Origin of the sequence: Actinospineispora acaciae DSM 45401 (genome assembly GCF_000620785.1) — a bacterium.
GTDB classification, from domain to species: domain Bacteria; phylum Actinomycetota; class Actinomycetes; order Mycobacteriales; family Pseudonocardiaceae; genus Pseudonocardia; species Pseudonocardia acaciae.
In genome coordinates this window covers 291,282-308,284 of the sequence record NZ_JIAI01000004.1, presented here as the reverse complement: position 1 = coordinate 308,284, position 17,003 = coordinate 291,282, and the positions used below count along the sequence as shown (strand labels likewise).

Below are 17,003 nucleotides of genomic sequence, written 5' to 3'. Positions count from 1 at the left end.
TACCACCGGGCGGGGCGGCGGCGGGTGGCGAGTACTACGTTGATCCTTTTCGTAGGCCAAGCGTGCCCAACTGCTGTTGGACCTGTTCCGCCCTGTCGTCACGTTGCAGTTCTCGATAGATCTTCAGTGCCTGCGTCCAGATGGCACAAGCCCGATCGAGCTGGTCGAGAGCCATGTGGGTGTGGCCGAGCTCATCGAGTGAACCGGCTTGAAGGTATCGGTAACCAAGATCGTTCCTGATGTCGACGGCCTTCTGATAGAAGGACACCGCTTCGGCGTAGTCGCCGATATGATGAGAAATGTAGCCGAGACTGTGCAATGTGCTCGCTTCCCGTGCGCGGTCCGGGTTGCCGCCCAGCAGGTTGAGAGAGGCCCTGCAGAGTGCTCGGGCCAGGGAGAGGTGATCCAAGTTCGCGAGCGCCCAGCCTGCATGATTTAATGCAACCGCCTTCAACACCGACATTCCCGTGTCTCGATAGAGCCGGGCGGATCGGATCGCATATGTCACGGCTTGTCGATATTCTCCTCGATCGGCCCGCAGCTGACCGAGAGTCCGGTAGATGTGCGCCTGGTCGACGGTGTCGCCGGCCTCTTCGGCCAGCCTGAGTGCATGACTGAGGTGAACAAGGGCGTCCGGGACCGGGCGCTCCCAGCGGTAGGCGTCGCCAATGCGCCAGTGGGCTCGGATATGCGCGACAGGATTTGTCGTACAGTGGGCACCGGCCAGGCCAGCTTGCCAGGCGCTGATTCGATCCTCAAAGTGTCCGTGCATCTCCTGAAAGGTCTCCATTGCCCACGCAAGTTGCCATGTGTGGTCGTTCCAGTGTTCCGTGAGTGCGATTTTTTGGCTGGCCGCGAGGCAGGAGTACTCGGACTCGAACCACTGCAGTGCCTCTTGGGGTCCCTCAAAGAACTCGGGATGAGTTGTACGGGGAGCCGGCGGGGCAAGTTTGATGAGCGCCGCGCTGGGATCGAGAAGACGGTCGCCGGCATAGGCGGTGTGGAGGTAGAAGTCGATTACCCGGCGTAGGGCTTCCTTCCGCTGGGCATCGGTCAGCTTGCGGGTCGCGAGCTCGCGGGCATAGATGCGGACCAGGCCGTGCATCCGGTATCGGCCGCCGGGGTTCCTTCGCAGGAGGCTGAGCTCCTCCAGCGCATCCAGCGCCCTGCGGGTATCGACAATGGGCATTCCGATGAGACTGGACGCGGCGGCAACACTGATGTCGGGACCGGGCGCGATTCCAAGCATCCCAAACACGCCAATCTGCTCACCGCTCAGCGCGCGCAGCGACCAGGACAGCACAGCGGGAAGGCTGGCGGCGGGGTCTTTGTCGTCCAGCACGCTCAACCGTGTCATCTTGTCGCGTAGCTCGGCGGCCAACTCCGTCAGCGACATGTCAATTTTGATCTGCACTCGGCTGGCGACAATGTTCAGCGCCAACGGCAGCCCACCACATGCGGCGAGAACCGTGGCGACCGCGTCGGGGTCCTCGGCCATGCGCCGAGTGCCGATGCGGGCTTCCAGGAGTGCCCGCGCCTCGTCCTCGGACAGCACATCCACCGGCAGCGGATGCGCGCCGTGGGTGGTGACGAGGCCGGTGAGCCGATCCCGGCTGGTGATCACCACGAAGCACTCCGAGGTGCCCGGCGGGAGCAGCGGTCGGACCTGTTCGGTGGAGTATGCGTTGTCGAGCACGATCATCGTCCGCTTGCCGGCCAGCAAGGTTTGGTAGAGCTGGATCCGCTCGTCAAGGCCGTACGGGATGCTGTTGCCCGGGACGCCGAGCCGGCGCAGCAACGCCGCCAGCGCGCCGGCGGGTGGCAGGGGCGTCTCCGGGTGGAAGCCCTGCAGGTCGAGGTACAGGCAACCGCCGGGGAAACGCGCGCGGCGACGGTGTGCCCAGTGCACGGCGAGCGCGGTCTTGCCGATGCCACCGATGCCGCACACCGCCGAGATCACCACGGTGGCGTTCTTGCGGGTGGCGCCGAGCAGCCGATCCAGCTCGGCGAGATGCCCTAGCCGGCCGGTGAACGATGCGATGTCCAGCGGTAGCGCCTGCGGCACGGTCACCACGCCGGGGTGCGGTTCGGCCAGGTTATTGCGGACCTGGCGCGCACGCCGCGCGTCCCTCTCATTCACCTTCAGTTCGAGCACCAGGTTGGCCAGCGCGCCGTCAGAAATCAGGGTGGTGCCGTTGAGATACGCATAGAGGCTGCTCAGCGAGACCCCGATCCGCTTGGCCAGCCCCGCGCGGCCGATGGCCCGGCCGGCGTGGCCTTCGGCGTCTCGCACCAGCCGACGCAGGCACGCGGCGAAATCGGCAAGCGTGCCGACCGTGCTCAGCTCATCCCATTCCAGCTCATCCATGCTCCATGCTCCGTACCGCGATATCCCGGTTCCCCTCGACGACCCCCGGGATCTCCATTCTGACGTGATGCGCCAGTGGATATTGACACATCATCGGCGAGGACCATCACCGGTGCCGAGCCCGATGTGGGCCACATGTCGGGCAGCCCGGGTGGGGTGCGTCCGGGCCGAGTGCGTAGCAGTCCTGGAGCGTGACCAGGCTGACGCCGAACTGCCTGTTGACCCGCAATGCCGGAACCCCGGTGATCAGGCTCATCACGGCGTGCGCGGCCAGATGCCCCGCGATCCCGGCCGACACGGCGCTGGCCGCATGCGGCGGCGAGGTATCCGCCGTCCAGAACGTACGTTTCGGTTGGGCGGCGATGTGTTCCCGTTCCGCCGCGTAGGCGCAGTCGTAGCACGGCCCGCCGACGCTCGGCCGGTACACGCCGATATTGACCAACGGCCCGTGGTAGCCGCCGTGTACCCACGCTGTCCCGGTCGCCCAGCACGCCTGGTTGGCCCAGGACCGAATGTGCTGGGGTTCATCGGCCGCCAGCAGGAGCACATCGGAGCTTGCCGCCAGTTCCCGTATCGCCGCCGGTCCGTCGACCCTGTGCTGCTCACCGGTGATATGGATGTCGGAGTTGTATTCCTTGAGCCGTTGCACCGCCGCCTGCACCTTGGGCCGGCCCAGATCACCCTCGGTAAAGAGGATCTGTCGATTCAAATTGGACAGCTCCACCACATCCGGCTCCACACAATGCAGACGCCCGATCCCCGACGCCACCAGATCCAGGGCGGCGGTGCAGCCCACCCCGCCGATACCGATTACCACGACCCGTGACCGTCGCAGCAACAACTGCGTCTTCCAACTCGAGGACCACGCTGCCCGGTCCATCCACCGCCACATCCCCAGTCCACGCTCATAACGCAGCAGCTCCGCCGCACTCAGCCCGGTCGGCGCCGGCTCGGCGGCATCTTCCAGGTACCCCGCACGATCCAGATCCACGATCGCCTCACGCACCTCATCGGCAGGATGGGTCGGGAAGCGGTGGACCAGATCGGCGACGACCTGGTCCACCACCCGAGACCCATCGAGCAGTCCCAGCAATGCCCACACCCACCCGTCCGGATCCCGGATATCGGCGGCGATACCCGGCACGATGCCGCCGATCCGGACCCGGTCGGTGCCGTGCCGGACGGGCCGGTGCTCAGGCTTGACGCGTGGACGCCACATTGGGTCTCTCTTCATGATCAGGTGCCGCTGCTGAAGGTCATTTTCCGCTCCATCTCGACGACCTCAACCAACTCGATCATCACTGTCCACCTCCTCCCACGTGCGCCCGTTTCCGCGCAGGCGCGCCGACCCCAGACAGCTCTGCGTCTGAATGTCTTCGCCAGGTGACGAAGGGTGAAACACCAACTCGTTCATTACTGCGCCTCCTTCGCCGGACAACCTGGCGTCGGGTGGGAGATGCGCCCGCCCGCCGCGCTGCGTTCACAGAGTGCGGGCAACTGTGCGACTCCCCCAGCAGTTCTGGGATCAACTGGAAAGTTCCGGAGTCACCCGAGGCCGGCCCGCGATCGGGCCGGGTCCTCGGCGACTGGGGCCGGCCCCGGTAATTCATCGTCTCGGTGTGTTGGAGATCGAGGACACCGCAACCTGCCCGTGTGTCTCTAGACTGAGATCGTGCTCACGGTGCGTTCATGCCCACTCACGGCTCCGGGAGGTCCGCAGTGCAGCGTGCGACCGACACCGACGTTACGACCGGGCAGGGCGCGGCCGGTGAGGTGAACGCCTTCGCCGTCGAGCTGCGCCGCTGGCGAGACGTCCGCGGTCACTCCCGCATGAGCCTGGCCAAGGCGATGGGCTACGACCGCTCCTACGTGTCCAAAGTGGAATCGGGAGCGGAGCGGCCGTCCGAGGCTTTCGCGGCGCACGCCGAGGCCGCACTGCGAGCCGGTGGCGCCCTGCGGGCCGCCTTCCGGGACTTCGAGGCACATCGACCCGCTCGCGCCCGCCCCGCGCTGCCACCCGAGTCGACCGAGCAGCCCGGTACGGGGCACGGGCTCGTGGTTGATCACGACGACGCGACCCTGCGCTACGACGCCGGCATCTATCGGCTGACCCAGCGCCGACGCCTGGTCAACCGCGGGAGCGACCCGATCACCCGCTACCTCATCCGGATCTCGGTCGACAGGTTTCCAGGCGATCCGCAACGGTCCAACCAGCTCTACAGCGACAACCCGCTTACTTGGGATGAGATCGGGCTGCGCGCGTGGCACGGGCAGGGCCGTACCAACCCGATGGACTGGACCGCCCACCACGACCGGGCCGCGTTCAAAGAAGTGTGGCTGCTCTTCTCCGGCGAGCACAGCCACTTCCCGCTTTATCCCAACGAAACGTGCTGGATCGAGTACGAGTACACGGTACGAGAGGAACACTGGGGAAACTGGTATCAGCGGGCGGTCCGACTGCCCACGCGAACCTTGTCCGTGTGCCTGAACTTCCCCGCCGAGCTCGTTACCTCGGCGTGGGGCCTGCATATGTCGATGACCGCCCAGCCAATGCCGTTCGCCACCGCCATTACGCGTGCCGAAGCCGTTGAGGAAAATGGCCGGAGGCATGTGTTCTCCTGGTCATGCGAAGATCCGCCGCTGCATGCCCGCTACCGTCTTGAGTGGGACTTCCGCGGCCGCGCCGACACCTCGGCCGGGCCGTCACCGCGGCCGAGCGAGGTGATGGTGGCCCTGGGCATCGTGCAAGCTGGCGATCCCGCACTTCAGCGGGTCGCGCGCCTGTTTGACCTGCCGGCGGAGGCCGAGGACGCGCGCCGCGTCGCCACCGCGCTCAACTCGGTGGGCCAACGCATCGCCAAGGCGCACACCTTCGGCAAAGGCATGGGCCTCGCCGCGCCCCAGATCGGCATCGACCGAGCCGCCGCGATCGTGCGGACACCCGACGGCGAAGCGATCACCCTGTTCAACCCGACCATCATCGAAGAGGCCGGCGAAGTCGACGAACAGTACGAAGGCTGTCTTTCCTTCTTCGACGTACGGGGCCAGGTTCCTCGTGCCCACGTCATCGACGTCAAACACACCACTGTCGACGGTGCCACGAAGATCACCCGATTTGAACGCGGCGTCGCCCGCCTGGTGGCACACGAGGTCGATCACCTCCATGGCTACCTCTACACCGAGCGGATGCGGCCCGGCCTCGACACCATCCCCGTCGAGCAGTACCGCAGCACCGACACCACGTGGAAATACTGACCAACCCGGGGTCAGAGGTTCTCGATGACGGCGGCGACGACCTCGTCGGTGGTCGCCTTGCCGCCGATGTCGCCGGTGAGCACGCCCGCGCCGGTGGTGGCCTCGATGGCGGCGCGCACGCGTGCGGCCTGGTCGGGCAGGCCGAGGTGGTCGAGCATCATCGCGGCGCTGCTGATGGCCCCGATCGGGTTGGCGACGCCCCGGCCGGCGATGTCCGGCGCGGACCCGTGGACGGGCTCGAACATCGAGGGGAAGCGGCGCTCGGGGTTGAGGTTGGCGCTGGCGGCCAGGCCCAGGCTGCCGGCGAGGGCGGAGCCGAGGTCGGAGAGGATGTCGGCGTTGAGGTTCGACGCGACGACCACCGACAGGTCCTCGGGCCTGAGCACGAACTTGGCGGCCATGGCGTCGACCAGCACGCTCTCGGTCGTCACGTCCGGGTAGTCCCGGGCGACCCGCTCGAACGTCTCGTCCCACAGCACCATGCCGTACTGCTGGGCGTTGCTCTTGGTGACGCTGGAGACCTTTTTGACCGCGCGGGTGCGGGCCAGGTCGAAGGCGAAGCGCATGATCCGTTCGCAGCCGCGCTCGGTGAACAGGGCGGTCTGCAGGGCCACCTCGTTGCCGGGGCCCCGGGCGGAGAGGTTGCGCCCGCCCAGGCCCGCGTACTCGCCCTCGCTGTTCTCCCGGACGACCACCCAGTCCAGCGGGTGCTCGTCGGCCCTGCGCAGCGGGGACTCGACGCCCGGGTGGAACCGGACCGGCCGGACGTTGGCCCACTGGTCGAAGCCCTGGCAGATCTTCAGCCGAAGCCCCCAGAGGCTCACGTGGTCGGGGACCGACGGCCACCCCACGGCGCCGAAGTACAGCGCGTCGAACCCCCGCAGGACCTCCAGGCCGTCCTCGTCCATCATCCGGCCGGTCCGCTCGTAGTAGCCGCATCCCCACGGCAGCTCGGTCCAGTCGAACGCGAACGCGCCGTCCGAGCCGGCGGCGAGCGCGTCGAGCACCGCCCGCCCGGCGGCGACCACCTCGATGCCCACGCCGTCGGCGGGGATGGCGGCGATCCTGAACGTGCGCGGCGCGGGCGGTGCTGACATCGGCGTGGCTCCTTGGCCTGGGGGTGCGGTGACACGAGTGAAGCCCTCGGCGGCGCCGCGCGTCCAAGATGCGCTGCCGATGCTTTTGATAGGTGTTTCCTATGTAGCCTGTTCAAAGGCCGTGAGTGGCTAGGGGTGCTATGACGCCCCTAGCCACTCACGGGTTCGGACAGGTGGTCGGCGGGGGTGTAGGCGCGGGCGGTGGCGAGGAACGCCCTGGCGGCGGGGGTGAGCGGGGCGGAGCGGCTGAGCAGTGCGACGTCCAGGTGGGCCGGGGGGTCGATGCGCACGGCGCGCGCGCCGGCGCGGCGGGCCAGCGACACCCACGCCGAAGGCAGCACGGCCAGGCCGACGCCCTGCATGACCAGCGGCAGGATCGAGGTGCGGTGGGCCACCTCGGCGACGATGTGCAGGTCGGCGCCGTCGGCCCGGATGTCGTCCACGACCTGGCGCATCAGGCTGCCGGCGGGGGAGACGATCATCCGGGACCCGGCCAGCGCCGCGCGGGGCACCGGGTCGCCGTCGGGGAACTCCGGCCCGGGCCGCCCGACCAGGACGAACGCCTGGTCCTCCAGCGGCAGCACGTCCAGGCCCGGCGCGCGCAGCGGCCCGGGGGCCCCGACCAGGCCGAGCTCGCAGGCGCCCTGGCGAACCTTCTCCACCACCTCGTCCGCGGTGAACGCCGCCCCGGCGCTGACCGTCATGCCCGGGTGGCGGTGGGTGAAGGCGCGGGTCAGGGCGCCCAGCGGCTCGATGCCCGGGGTGGGCATGGTGACCAGCTCGACGCGCCCGCGCCGCAGGCCCTTCAGCGACTCCATGGTGGACCGGGCCGTGCGCAGGTCGCGCAGCACCTGGCGGGCCGGGTCGATCAGCTCGGCGCCGGCGTCGCTGAGCACCACGCCCCGGCCGATGCGGTGGAACAGCCGGACGCCGAGCTCGCGCTCCAGGCCGGCGATGGCCTGGGACAGCGACGGCTGGGCGATGTGCAGCGTGCGCGCGGCGCGACCGAAACCGTCGTGCTCGACGATCGCCAGGAAGTACTCGAGCTGGCGCGCGTCCATCACGATCCACCTGTACTCATAGGCAGAACCTACCGGTCGGGTAGCGAGCCCCTGTTGGACGAATCGATCCGCGCCGCCCCACGCTGATCGTCGCGTCACCGGGTCGAGGAGGATTCATGGGGCACACGGTCGGGCTCGCGGTTCTCGCCGCCGTCTTCCTGCTGGGCACGATCCGGCCGATCAACATGGGCGCGCTGGCGCTGGGCGCCGCGTTCGTCGTCGGCCTGACCGTCTACGGCTCGAACGCCGACGACATCGCGGCCGGCTTCCCCGCGTCCATGCTCATCGTCCTGGTCGGCGTGACGTACCTGTTCGCGCTGGCCACCCGCAACGGCACCGTCGACTGGCTGGTGGACGCCGCGGTGCGGATGGTGCAGGGGCGTATCGGGCTCATCCCGTGGGTGATGTTCCTGGTGCCGTGCGCGCTGACGTCCATCGGCTCGGCCACGCCCTCCGCGGTGGCCGTGATGGTGCCGATCGCGCTGAAGTTCGCGCGCCAGTACCGGATCAGCGAGGCCATGACGGGCGTGATGGTGATCCAGGGCGCCACGGCCGGCGGGTTCTCGCCGCTGGGCATCTACGGGATCGTGGTCAACGGCCTGGTCGGGCGGGTGCCGCCGCTCGCGCTGTTCGCCGGCACGTTCACCGCGTGCCTGCTCGTCGCGGGGGTGGCATACGTCCGGTACAGCGGGTTTGCACCGCGCGTGCCCGACCCCGAACCGGCCGGGGGCGGCGGCGCGGGCGGCGGTGGCGCGACCCGGACCGTGGTGAAGCCCGCGCAACGGCTCACACCGCGCATGGTGCTCACCCTGTGCGGGATCCTCACGCTCGTGCTGGGCGCCCTGCTCGCGGGCCTCGACGTGGGGTTCGCGGCGATCACGGTGGTCGCCGTGCTCGGCCTTGTCCACCCCGAGGACGGCAAGGCGGCGGCCGGCGACATCGCGTGGGGGACGGTGCTGCTCATCTGCGGCATCATCACCTACATCGCGCTGCTGCAGAGGATGGGCGCGATCGACTGGCTGGGCGCGCGGATCGCGGGCATCAACGCCCCGCTGCTGGCCGCGCTGTTCGTCTGCGTGATCGGCGCCGTCGTGTCGGCGTTCGCCTCGACCACGGCGTTCCTGGGGGCGGTCCTGCCGATGGCGGCGCCGTTCCTGGGCGGCGGGGAGGTGGGCACCGTCGGCCTGGTCGTCGCGGTCGCGGTGTCCACCTCGGTGGTCGACTGCTCGCCGTACTCCACCATGGGCGCGCTCACGGTGGCCAACGCCGGGGAGTCGACCAGGGACGGCGTCTTCCGGTCGCTGATGCGCTGGGGCCTGACGCTCATGCTGGTCGCACCCGTCCTGGCGTGGGGGCTGCTCGTTCTCCCGGGGAGCTGGTGAGGGTGGCACGGTGGCGCGCGCTGTTCTTCGACGTCCAGGGCACCCTGACGGACTTCCGGTCGAGCCTGGTCGACCACGGGTTGGCCGTGCTGGGCGGGCGCGTCGACCGGGCGGCCTGGTCGAAGGTCGTGGACGACTGGCGCCGCCGCTACCGCGACGAGCTGAACGACCTGGCGAGCCGGGGGCGGTGGCATTCGGTCCGGTCGGTGTACCGGGACGCCCTGGTCGGGCTGCCCGGACGGCCCGAGCTGGCCCCCGCCGAGATCGAGGTGCTGACCGACGGGTGGGAGCGGCTGCGGCCGTGGCCGGACGTGCCGCGCGGGTTGGCGCGGCTGCGGGAAGACCACCTCGTCGCGGCACTTTCCAATGCGGACCTCGCCGCCGTGGTGAACATATCGCGCCACGCCGGCCTGGAATGGGACGCGGTGTTCTCGGCGGAGGTATTCGGCGCGTACAAACCCGACAGTTCGGTGTACGAGCGCGCGCTCGCGCTTCTTCGGGTCGATCCCTCGGACGCGTTGATGGTGGCCTCTCACGCGTACGATCTCGACGCGGCGCGGGCGGTCGGTATGGGCGCGGCGTATATTCGCCGGCCGCTGGAGTTCGGCCCCGGGGGTGGCGTCGAGGAGGTGCCCCGGGACCGTTTCGAGTTCGTGGTGGACGGCCTCGGCGCGCTTGCCGAGAAGATTAGTGCGGGATGGCGTCGATGATCGTTCGGGCGCCCTGGCGGAGCAGGTCGGCGCCGACGAAGAAACCCAGTGCATGCGGGTTGTCCGGGTCGCCCGAATGGCACGCACGCACCCAGCGGGACGCGTCCGGGGAGAACACCTCGCCGCGCAGCGTCAGCTCACCGGAGGCGCCGGTCGTGGCGTAGCCCGCGATCGGTGAGTTGCAGTGGCCCTGCAGGGCGTGCAGCATCGCCCGCTCCGCGTCGGCCTGGCGGGCCGTCTCGCCGTGGTTGAGCCGCCCGCCGAGCCCGAGCGGGTAGTCGTCGCCCTCGCGGCACTGCAGCGCGATGATCCCGGCACCGACCGGCGGGCACATCGTCTCCAGCGGGAGCACCTCGGTGATCCGCTCGGCCTGGCCGACCCTGCGCATCCCGGCGACCGCCGCGACCAGGCCGTCGAAATGGCCCTCGTCGAGGCGCATCAGCCTGGTGTTGATGTTGCCGCGCACCGGTGCGACCCGCAGGTGCGGAAAGTGCACGCGCAGTTGCGCCGTTCGGCGTACCGAACTGGTTCCGATGACCGATCCTTCGGGGAGGTCGGCCAATCGGGCGCCCGAGGTCGTGATGGCCGCATCGTGAATGTCGTCACGCCGGAGATAGCCGGCGAAGGCCAGGCCCTCGGGCACCGGTATTTCGCCGGGAATGTCCTTGAGGCAGTGCACCGCCAGATCGGCCCGATGCTCCAGCAGTTCGGTGTCGATCTGTTTGATGAAGGCACCCTTGCCGCCGAGTTCGGCGAGGTCTCCCATCCACCTGTCGCCCGCGGTGGTGACCTTTATCACCTCGGTGTCGAGGGACGCTTCCAGGGCGCGCAGCGAGTCGCCCACCTGCTGTGCCTGGTGCAACGCCATCGGGCTGGCGCGGGTGGCGATCCTGATAACACGCGACATGCCCTCACAGTACGACCGGGCGTTCGGCTACCCGGTGTGGGCTCGCGCGGCCAGGGAGCTCAGGGAGAACTCGTCGGGAGGCGAGGCGTCGCGTGCGGCCAGCTCGGTGAGGAACTTCGGGACGTCGTGGTGGCTGGCCAGGGCGACCGTCGAGCGGTAGCAGTCGACCAGGGTCTCCAGCAGCTGGGCGTCGTGCGGGCGCAGCGAGGTCTCGCTCTCGCCGTAGGCGAACCAGTACTCGAGCAGCTCCTCGAGCGTCTCCAGCAGGTCGGGTGCCGGGCGCGCGGTGAGCATCTTGAGCGCGGCGGCCAGGTGGATCAGCGGGTGGAACCCGCTCGGCGTGGAGAACGGGCTCGCCGGCGTGCTCTGCATGACCCGGAACAGGCGCGAGCGGATCGGCGTCTCGGCGCGCTCCTCGGCGGGCACGGAGTTCCAGTTCTCCAGGAAGTCCAGCTCCCAGCGGAAGTCCGCGAGCGCCGAGGTGACGATGAACCGGGCGGTCTCGACGCCGACCTCGCCGTCGCGTTCCAGCTCGCGTTGCACGTCGGAGGCCAGGGTGTCCCAGGTGGCGTCGCCGAGCTTGTAGTCCTCGCGCACCTTGCGGGCCAGCTCGGCCACCCTCGGGTCACCCGGCGGCACCAGCGCGGCGGAGTGCATCTCCTGCGCGCGGCGGCGGGCCCAGCCCACCGGGACGTCGTCCTCGGCGACCCCGTGGTCGGCGGTCGCGGCGGTGAGCCGGGCACGGAACCAGATGACGGCGACCGCCGCCAGAATCAGGCACAGGCCCAGTGCGCCCAGGGTGATCGACACGGGAAGATACTAGGGGCACCGGGTGTGTGTGGCTAGATACGGATTTCCCGTTCAGCGCGTGACGTGGGCTATCTGGCTCTCGGAGCGGCCGTCGACGGTGACGCGGAGCAGGAAGCTGCCGGAAACCGGGCGGCCCTCGGTGTCGGTGGCGTCCCAGTGCACGGTGCGCCGGCCCGGCGCCGGTTCCTTCTCGTCCACCAGCGCGCGCACGTGTTCGCCGAAGCGGTCCCAGATGTCGACGGTGAGGTGGGCGGCGTCCTCGGGCACCGCGACCGCCACCGCGAGCGGGACCCCGGTGCGCAGCGGGGCGTTGTCGTCGAGCAGGACCAGCTCCTGGCCCGGCGCGACCGCCCTCGGCTCCGCTTCTGGCGGCTCGGCGGCGTACCGGTAGACGGTGCGGCCCGAGGCGTACCCGATCGGCTGCGGGCCTCGGAAGAACCGGAACCGGTTGATGAACAGGCCCACCTCGTTGGCGTTGCGCCAGGTCGCGCCGCCGTCGACGGTCGCGCTGCTGAAGCCTTCCTCGAACGTCTCCGAGCCCCAGCCCCCGACCCAGCCGGTGTCCTCGTCGAGGAACCCGACGCCTTCGAGGTTCGCGTTGCCCTGCGGGTCGTGGACGTCGATGCGGGTCCAGGTGTCGCCGCCGTCGGTGGTCTTGAGCAGGGCGGCGCGGGTGAAGCTCTCCAGCGCGACGTAGCCGACCCGCTCGTCCAGGAAATGGATCTTCCATCCCCACTCGCCGAGCGGGAGCTGGTCGCGCAGCGGGGCCGCCCGGTCGGTCCAGGTGCGGCCGCCGTCCTCGGTGCGCAGCACCACCGCGTGCACGTCGTCGCGCGTCGGGTTCGCCGCGGTGGCCAGCCCGCCGACCACCCAGCCGTGGTCGGTGTCGGTGAAGTAGGTGTCGACCAGCAGCGTCGCGTGCTCGCCCATCTCCCAGGCCTGCCAGCTCGCCCCGCCGTCCACCGTGCGCATCATCCGCGCCGGCCGGTCCGGGTAGTTCGTGCCGGAGGCGTACGCCACGGACTCGTTGACCACCGACAGCCCGCAGACAGCCGATGGCGCCCCCTCCGGAAGCCCGGTGACCAGGTTCCAGCTCGCGCCGCCGTCCGCCGTCTCGTACAGCGGCCGGCCCGGGGTGAGCGTCCCGACCCAGCCTCGGGTCGCGGAGGCGAACCCCACGCAGCGCAGGTACACCCGGTCCTGGAACTGCTGCTCCCAGGTCTGGAAGCCGTCGGTGGTGTGCAGGATCTGGCCGTTGCTGTTCACCGCCCAGCCCTCGCGCGCGTCCAGGAACCAGATGTCGTCGGTGCGCGAGCTGGCGATGGGGGCGTTCGTCGGGCGCCAGGCCGGCGCAGGGGCGTCGTCCGGGCACCCGTCGTCGATCCACCGCTCGACCTCGGCGATCGCCTCCGCCGGCACCGGCTCGCGGCCCGAGGGCATCCGGTTGAACCGTGCGCCCGCCGGCGGCTCGGGCAGGTCGGCGCCGAACGGGGCCTCCCCCTTCAGCGCGCGCACCAGGTTCGAGCCCGCGCCGTCGCCGACGATCACCAGCCCGAGGCCGAACACCCTGGCCGCGACGAACCGGTCACGGGTGGTGTTGCGCCAGAACGCGCCGTGGAACCCGACCGACGCGCCCGCCCCGCCGACCGCCTCGTCGAGGATCTCGCGCACCCGCTGGAAGCGGTTCACGGCTTCCTCCAGATCGTCCGGGTGGCGTCGTCGACCGGCCGGGCGGTGCGCAGGCCGCAGTCCTGCAGCGTGTGCGGGCGCAGCAGCCGCGACGACGCCGCCGGCCCGATCTCCCGCCAGGCGAAGCAGTCCCTGATGATCGGCTGGTTCGCGCCGCCGGTCACCTCGCGGTCCGCGCGCACCAGCGCCCGCAGCACGTCGTGGTAGGTCAGGAAGTTCGGCGACAGCGACCCCCAGGTGACCGCGAGCAGCCGCCCGATGTAGTCGCGCGCGTCGAGCAACGCCTTCTCGAACTCCTTCTCGTGGCCCTGGTAGGCCGCCGTGAAGTCGGCCTGGATCTTCTTCAGGTCGGCGGCGCTGCCCGGCAGCTGGGTGGACCTGTCGCGCAGGTCGGCCGTGATCAACCCGTGCTGGACCAGCCCCTGCTGGAACACCTCGACCATGGTGTCGAAGATCGCCCCGGTCAGGGGGAGCGAGCGCTCGTGCGGCTCGGTCCCCACGTCCGACATCCGCTTGGCGTTGAACGCCACCCGGATCTGCCTGCTGTCCGACAGCTCGCCGACCCTGTCCAGCCCGTTGACCGTCAACAGGTTGCCCTTGGTGGACTCCAGCAGGTACCTGACGAACGTCTCGAAGTGCAACAGCGCCACGATGGCCGTCAGGTCACCGCTGGACTCGTGCATCCCGCCGTAGTCGACGCCCTCGTCCTGCGGGCTGGACGGCACCCCGACCTCGCTGAAGATGATGCTGTGCCCCAGCTCGTGCGCGAGCACGTCGAAGTTCTCGCAGTACGGCCTGGCGTGGTCGATCGTCCCGCTGGGCGTGCGCCCGTACCCGAACTCCAGGAAGCCGTACCCGGACTGCGCGTTGTCCCACTCGATGAGCGGGATCATCTCCAGCCGCGAGAAGTCGGACTCGAAGTGCCAGTCGATGCGATGCTCGAAGTAGTCCTCCCAGATGTCGAGCACCCGCCGCACCGTGGCATACATGGTGGCGGCGGCGAACTCCCGGCTGTCCGGGTCGAGATGGGCGAAATGGCCCTCGCCGTCGGGCCGCACCGGTGGCGGGGATGCACCGCGGTAGGGCGGCTGGGTCATCTGGCCGTAGGGAAGCTTGTCGACCGCGTCGACGACGAACATCCGCCCGTCCGCCGGCCCCGGCCGCATCTCGCCGGGAGGCACCGAGATCGTGACCTCCTCCGGCTCCGGGAACAGCGGGGTCCCGTCGTCCTTCTTCAGGAACCGGGGCTGCGGGAAAATGCGGAACCGCGTGCCAATGTTGGCGATCTGCGCGTCGAGCCGCTGGGACATCACGACCTCCTCCGTCGGTGGTCCCCTCGGCACAAAGAGAGCCGACGCGCGCCCCGGCTGATACGCGCAGACACCTAAGGCGACGGGTTCACGACGTCCGTCTGATCAGCACGGCCATCGCCGGCCTGTCGGCGATGTAGGACATCCCAACCTGCCGCCAGCCCGCCCGGATGTAGATCCGGTATGCATCGGCGTGGGGGTGTACCGCGAGAGTGGCCCACGGTTCCGGGCGGTCGGCAAGCAAACGCACCATGATCTCCCGACCGACCCCCCGACCTCGATACGGTTTGTCGACGGCCCATTCGTAGACCGCGAAACTTGGACACTCGACGATCTCCGGTGGCGGAGGTGCGTCGCACCCCGGCCACCACTCACCCGGCCGTCTGGCGGTGCCGTAGCCGAACCCGACCGCCGTGCCGTCGTCGTGGGCAACCACCACACCGAACCCCGGGTGGGCGACATCCTCGGTGTAGTTCCTGACGAACACCCGCACGTCCGCCGGGCCTTCCCGATAGGGCGGCTCGGCGAACACCCGGGCGTAAAGCGCGGCCAGCTCGTCGGCGACGGCCACGGGGGAGGACGGAACCGTGTAGCTCAGCACCGCAACGCTTCGGACAGAGCGAGCGCCTCACCGTGGGTGCGCATGGCCAGTGGAACCGCGTCGAGCACCTTCCGCGCCACGGACAACACGACCGCGTCGTTCCGGAACCCGTCGGGCAGGGCGGCCAGAACTTCGGCCGCCCTGGCCAGACCTCCGCGCGGGTCCCGGTCGAGAACGAGGCAGCGGGCGCGGTGCAGCTCGACCTGGGCGCGGGACGCAGGCAGCGAATCACGGTAAAGCGCGAGGGCCTGATCCTGGGCGACACCTGCCGCCGCCGTGTCCCCAAGCTGGGTGTGGACGTAGGACTGGGCGTGACGGGTCCGGTACTCGGGCCAACCGTGCACGCTGTCCGATGCGTCGGTGACCGATGACGGGAGCGCCTCGGTCAGTCGCTCCAGTCGCTCCAGCGCGTGCACCGCATCGCCGGTGCGTCCGATCGTCGCGTTGGCCTGGGCGATGCCCGCCCACAAGCCCACCGCGCCCCGGGTCGCTGTGTCTCCGCCGATTTCCACCGCTTCGGCGGCCACGTCGAGCAGGACCGAAATGGGCCGGTGCTCGTACAGGCCCATCACGACTTCTTCGCCCCGACACATCACACGCGCGGCCTGGTCACCAGAAGCGTCAGCCAACACACGCGCGGTGCGCCACCACCGCCACGCCTTCTGGTACTCGTCCAGCGACGACCAGGTACGAGCGGTGATGACGGCTAGCTGGGACGCCACCCGGCAATACCCGGCCCACAGCCGTCCGGGGCCTATGTCGATGAGTGCCCGCACGGCGGGTAGATCGGCCGCCAATTGCCGGATCAGGATCTCCGGCGGGGTCACCAGGTAGCTGTGCCCGTACTCGGCGGCGACTGCCTCCCACTCATCCAGGTCCGCACGCTCGGAGCCCTCGACAACTCGGGCCAGATCGCGGCGCGTGGACTCCAGCACGGTCAACGCACCGAGCCCCAGCATGTGCCGGCGGTTCACATCATCGGACCCTAGCTCCGGTACGACGACGGGCGGCGGATCGTCCGGAACGTCAAGAGCGGCACGCTCGGCGGTCTCGATCGCGACTAGGTCCAGGCCCAAGACGCGCTCGATGACCGGCCCCCACTCGTAACCAGGCTTGCGGTCGCCCCGTTCCCATTTCGACACGTAGTTGGCCGTCGTGGTGTACCCGCTCGCTTGGCTGAGCACATAAGCAAGCTTTGCTTGCGACCACACCCGGCCCCGGGGCGTCTTATGGCGCTCCCGCGCTTGCTTGATGTGTGCCCCGATGGCCTGCCTGACCCGTTCCTCGATATCAACAGCGGCCACGGTGTTCCATCCTCCCGCTGTGGATCATTGAGCCATAGTATGGACCAGTCGGAGCCATAGCGGCGGGCCTTCCCAGCGGCATCACCAGACGGTGCACTACCCACTGTGACTAGGGACTTCAGGGGTAGGGCCAGCCGAAGCGCCGCATCCGCTCCACTAGAGACGCTGACCATCGCACTGCTGCTGGACATGACCGACTATCACGTCCACGCCGTCTATGACCCCGAGGACCCGTACCCGCTCGCTGTGTGCGGTGTGCACCTGGTTCCCGGGATCTTCATACCCGGTCCGATTCTGCTGCATCGTCGCTGCCTTGCGGCCATCCCGGACCCGGACGACGTCGAACTGCGTCCCGCGTCCGCCGTTCGTCGGCGGGTGCTGGCGGCCGACCCTGACGACCGGGCGGGGCCGGTCCTGGCGCTCACCCGCTGGCATCTGGCGCGCCAGTACGACCGGCGGATACGCCGCGCCGTGGCGCTGGACTGGAGCCACCATGGCTGACGAGACCA

General features: G+C 69.5%; 14 protein-coding genes. 4 read left to right on the top strand and 10 right to left on the bottom strand.

Features of this window, described 5'->3' with window-relative positions; all coding sequences use genetic code 11:
• Nucleotides 1-34: 34 nt before the first annotated feature.
• On the bottom strand, nt 35-2,368 hold the full coding sequence (locus N912_RS0121605; RefSeq protein ID WP_051580565.1) for an ATP-binding protein: 2,334 nt from the start codon (nt 2,366-2,368) through the stop codon (nt 35-37).
• Between the two features lie 106 nt (nt 2,369-2,474).
• Nucleotides 2,475-3,587 (bottom strand): HesA/MoeB/ThiF family protein, encoded by a 1,113-nt coding sequence (locus N912_RS53640; RefSeq protein WP_037065816.1) that lies wholly within the window; start codon nt 3,585-3,587, stop codon nt 2,475-2,477.
• Between the two features lie 500 nt (nt 3,588-4,087).
• On the opposite strand from N912_RS53640, the gene N912_RS53635 reads away from it, so the two are divergent.
• Nucleotides 4,088-5,623 carry a peptide deformylase gene (locus N912_RS53635; protein ID WP_245645369.1) on the top strand — a complete coding sequence of 512 codons (1,536 nt, stop codon included), beginning with the start codon at nt 4,088-4,090 and terminating at the stop codon, nt 5,621-5,623.
• Nucleotides 5,624-5,634: 11 nt separating this feature from the next.
• Here the strand turns inward: N912_RS53635 and N912_RS0121590 are convergent, their stop codons facing one another.
• Nucleotides 5,635-6,720 carry a tartrate dehydrogenase gene (locus N912_RS0121590; RefSeq protein WP_028924040.1) on the bottom strand — a complete coding sequence of 362 codons (1,086 nt, stop codon included), beginning with the start codon at nt 6,718-6,720 and terminating at the stop codon, nt 5,635-5,637.
• A 149-nt stretch (nt 6,721-6,869) separates the two neighbouring features.
• The gene (locus N912_RS0121585) at nt 6,870-7,781 is read right to left on the bottom strand and encodes a LysR family transcriptional regulator (protein ID WP_028924039.1); all 912 of its coding nucleotides are present in this window, start codon (nt 7,779-7,781) and stop codon (nt 6,870-6,872) included.
• Between the two features lie 116 nt (nt 7,782-7,897).
• Here N912_RS0121585 and N912_RS0121580 point away from each other — a divergent pair, with 116 nt between their 5' ends.
• Nucleotides 7,898-9,163 (top strand): SLC13 family permease, encoded by a 1,266-nt coding sequence (locus tag N912_RS0121580; RefSeq protein WP_028924038.1) that lies wholly within the window; start codon nt 7,898-7,900, stop codon nt 9,161-9,163.
• Nucleotides 9,160-9,873 (top strand): haloacid dehalogenase type II, encoded by a 714-nt coding sequence (locus N912_RS64555; RefSeq protein ID WP_169747925.1) that lies wholly within the window; start codon nt 9,160-9,162, stop codon nt 9,871-9,873. Before N912_RS0121580 ends, N912_RS64555 begins: the two co-directional genes overlap by 4 nt.
• Here the strand turns inward: N912_RS64555 and hemC are convergent.
• The 6 genes from hemC to N912_RS60560 form a co-directional block, all read right to left on the bottom strand.
• On the bottom strand, nt 9,851-10,780 hold the full coding sequence (gene hemC / locus N912_RS0121570; RefSeq protein ID WP_037065811.1) for a hydroxymethylbilane synthase: 930 nt from the start codon (nt 10,778-10,780) through the stop codon (nt 9,851-9,853). The genes N912_RS64555 and hemC overlap by 23 nt on opposite strands.
• A 27-nt stretch (nt 10,781-10,807) precedes the next feature.
• A complete protein-coding gene (locus tag N912_RS0121565; RefSeq protein ID WP_028924035.1) occupies nt 10,808-11,590 on the bottom strand; it encodes a hypothetical protein in 783 nt (260 codons plus the stop codon).
• Nucleotides 11,591-11,641: 51 nt separating this feature from the next.
• On the bottom strand, nt 11,642-13,279 hold the full coding sequence (locus N912_RS63620; RefSeq protein WP_064745339.1) for a YCF48-related protein: 1,638 nt from the start codon (nt 13,277-13,279) through the stop codon (nt 11,642-11,644).
• The gene (locus tag N912_RS53625; RefSeq protein ID WP_051580564.1) at nt 13,276-14,589 is read right to left on the bottom strand and encodes a gluzincin family metallopeptidase; all 1,314 of its coding nucleotides are present in this window, start codon (nt 14,587-14,589) and stop codon (nt 13,276-13,278) included. The genes N912_RS63620 and N912_RS53625 overlap by 4 nt, the downstream gene beginning before the upstream one ends.
• Nucleotides 14,590-14,677: 88 nt before the next feature.
• Entirely contained in the window at nt 14,678-15,160 is a 483-nt protein-coding gene (locus tag N912_RS0121550; RefSeq protein WP_169747924.1) for a GNAT family N-acetyltransferase, read from the bottom strand.
• A gap of 23 nt (nt 15,161-15,183) precedes the next feature.
• The gene (locus N912_RS60560) at nt 15,184-16,494 is read right to left on the bottom strand and encodes a helix-turn-helix domain-containing protein (protein WP_051580563.1); all 1,311 of its coding nucleotides are present in this window, start codon (nt 16,492-16,494) and stop codon (nt 15,184-15,186) included.
• Between the two features lie 189 nt (nt 16,495-16,683).
• On the opposite strand from N912_RS60560, the gene N912_RS0121540 reads away from it, so the two are divergent.
• Nucleotides 16,684-16,995, top strand: a complete 312-nt coding sequence (locus tag N912_RS0121540; protein ID WP_028924033.1) for a hypothetical protein — start codon at nt 16,684-16,686, stop codon at nt 16,993-16,995.
• Nucleotides 16,996-17,003: the final 8 nt, after the last annotated feature.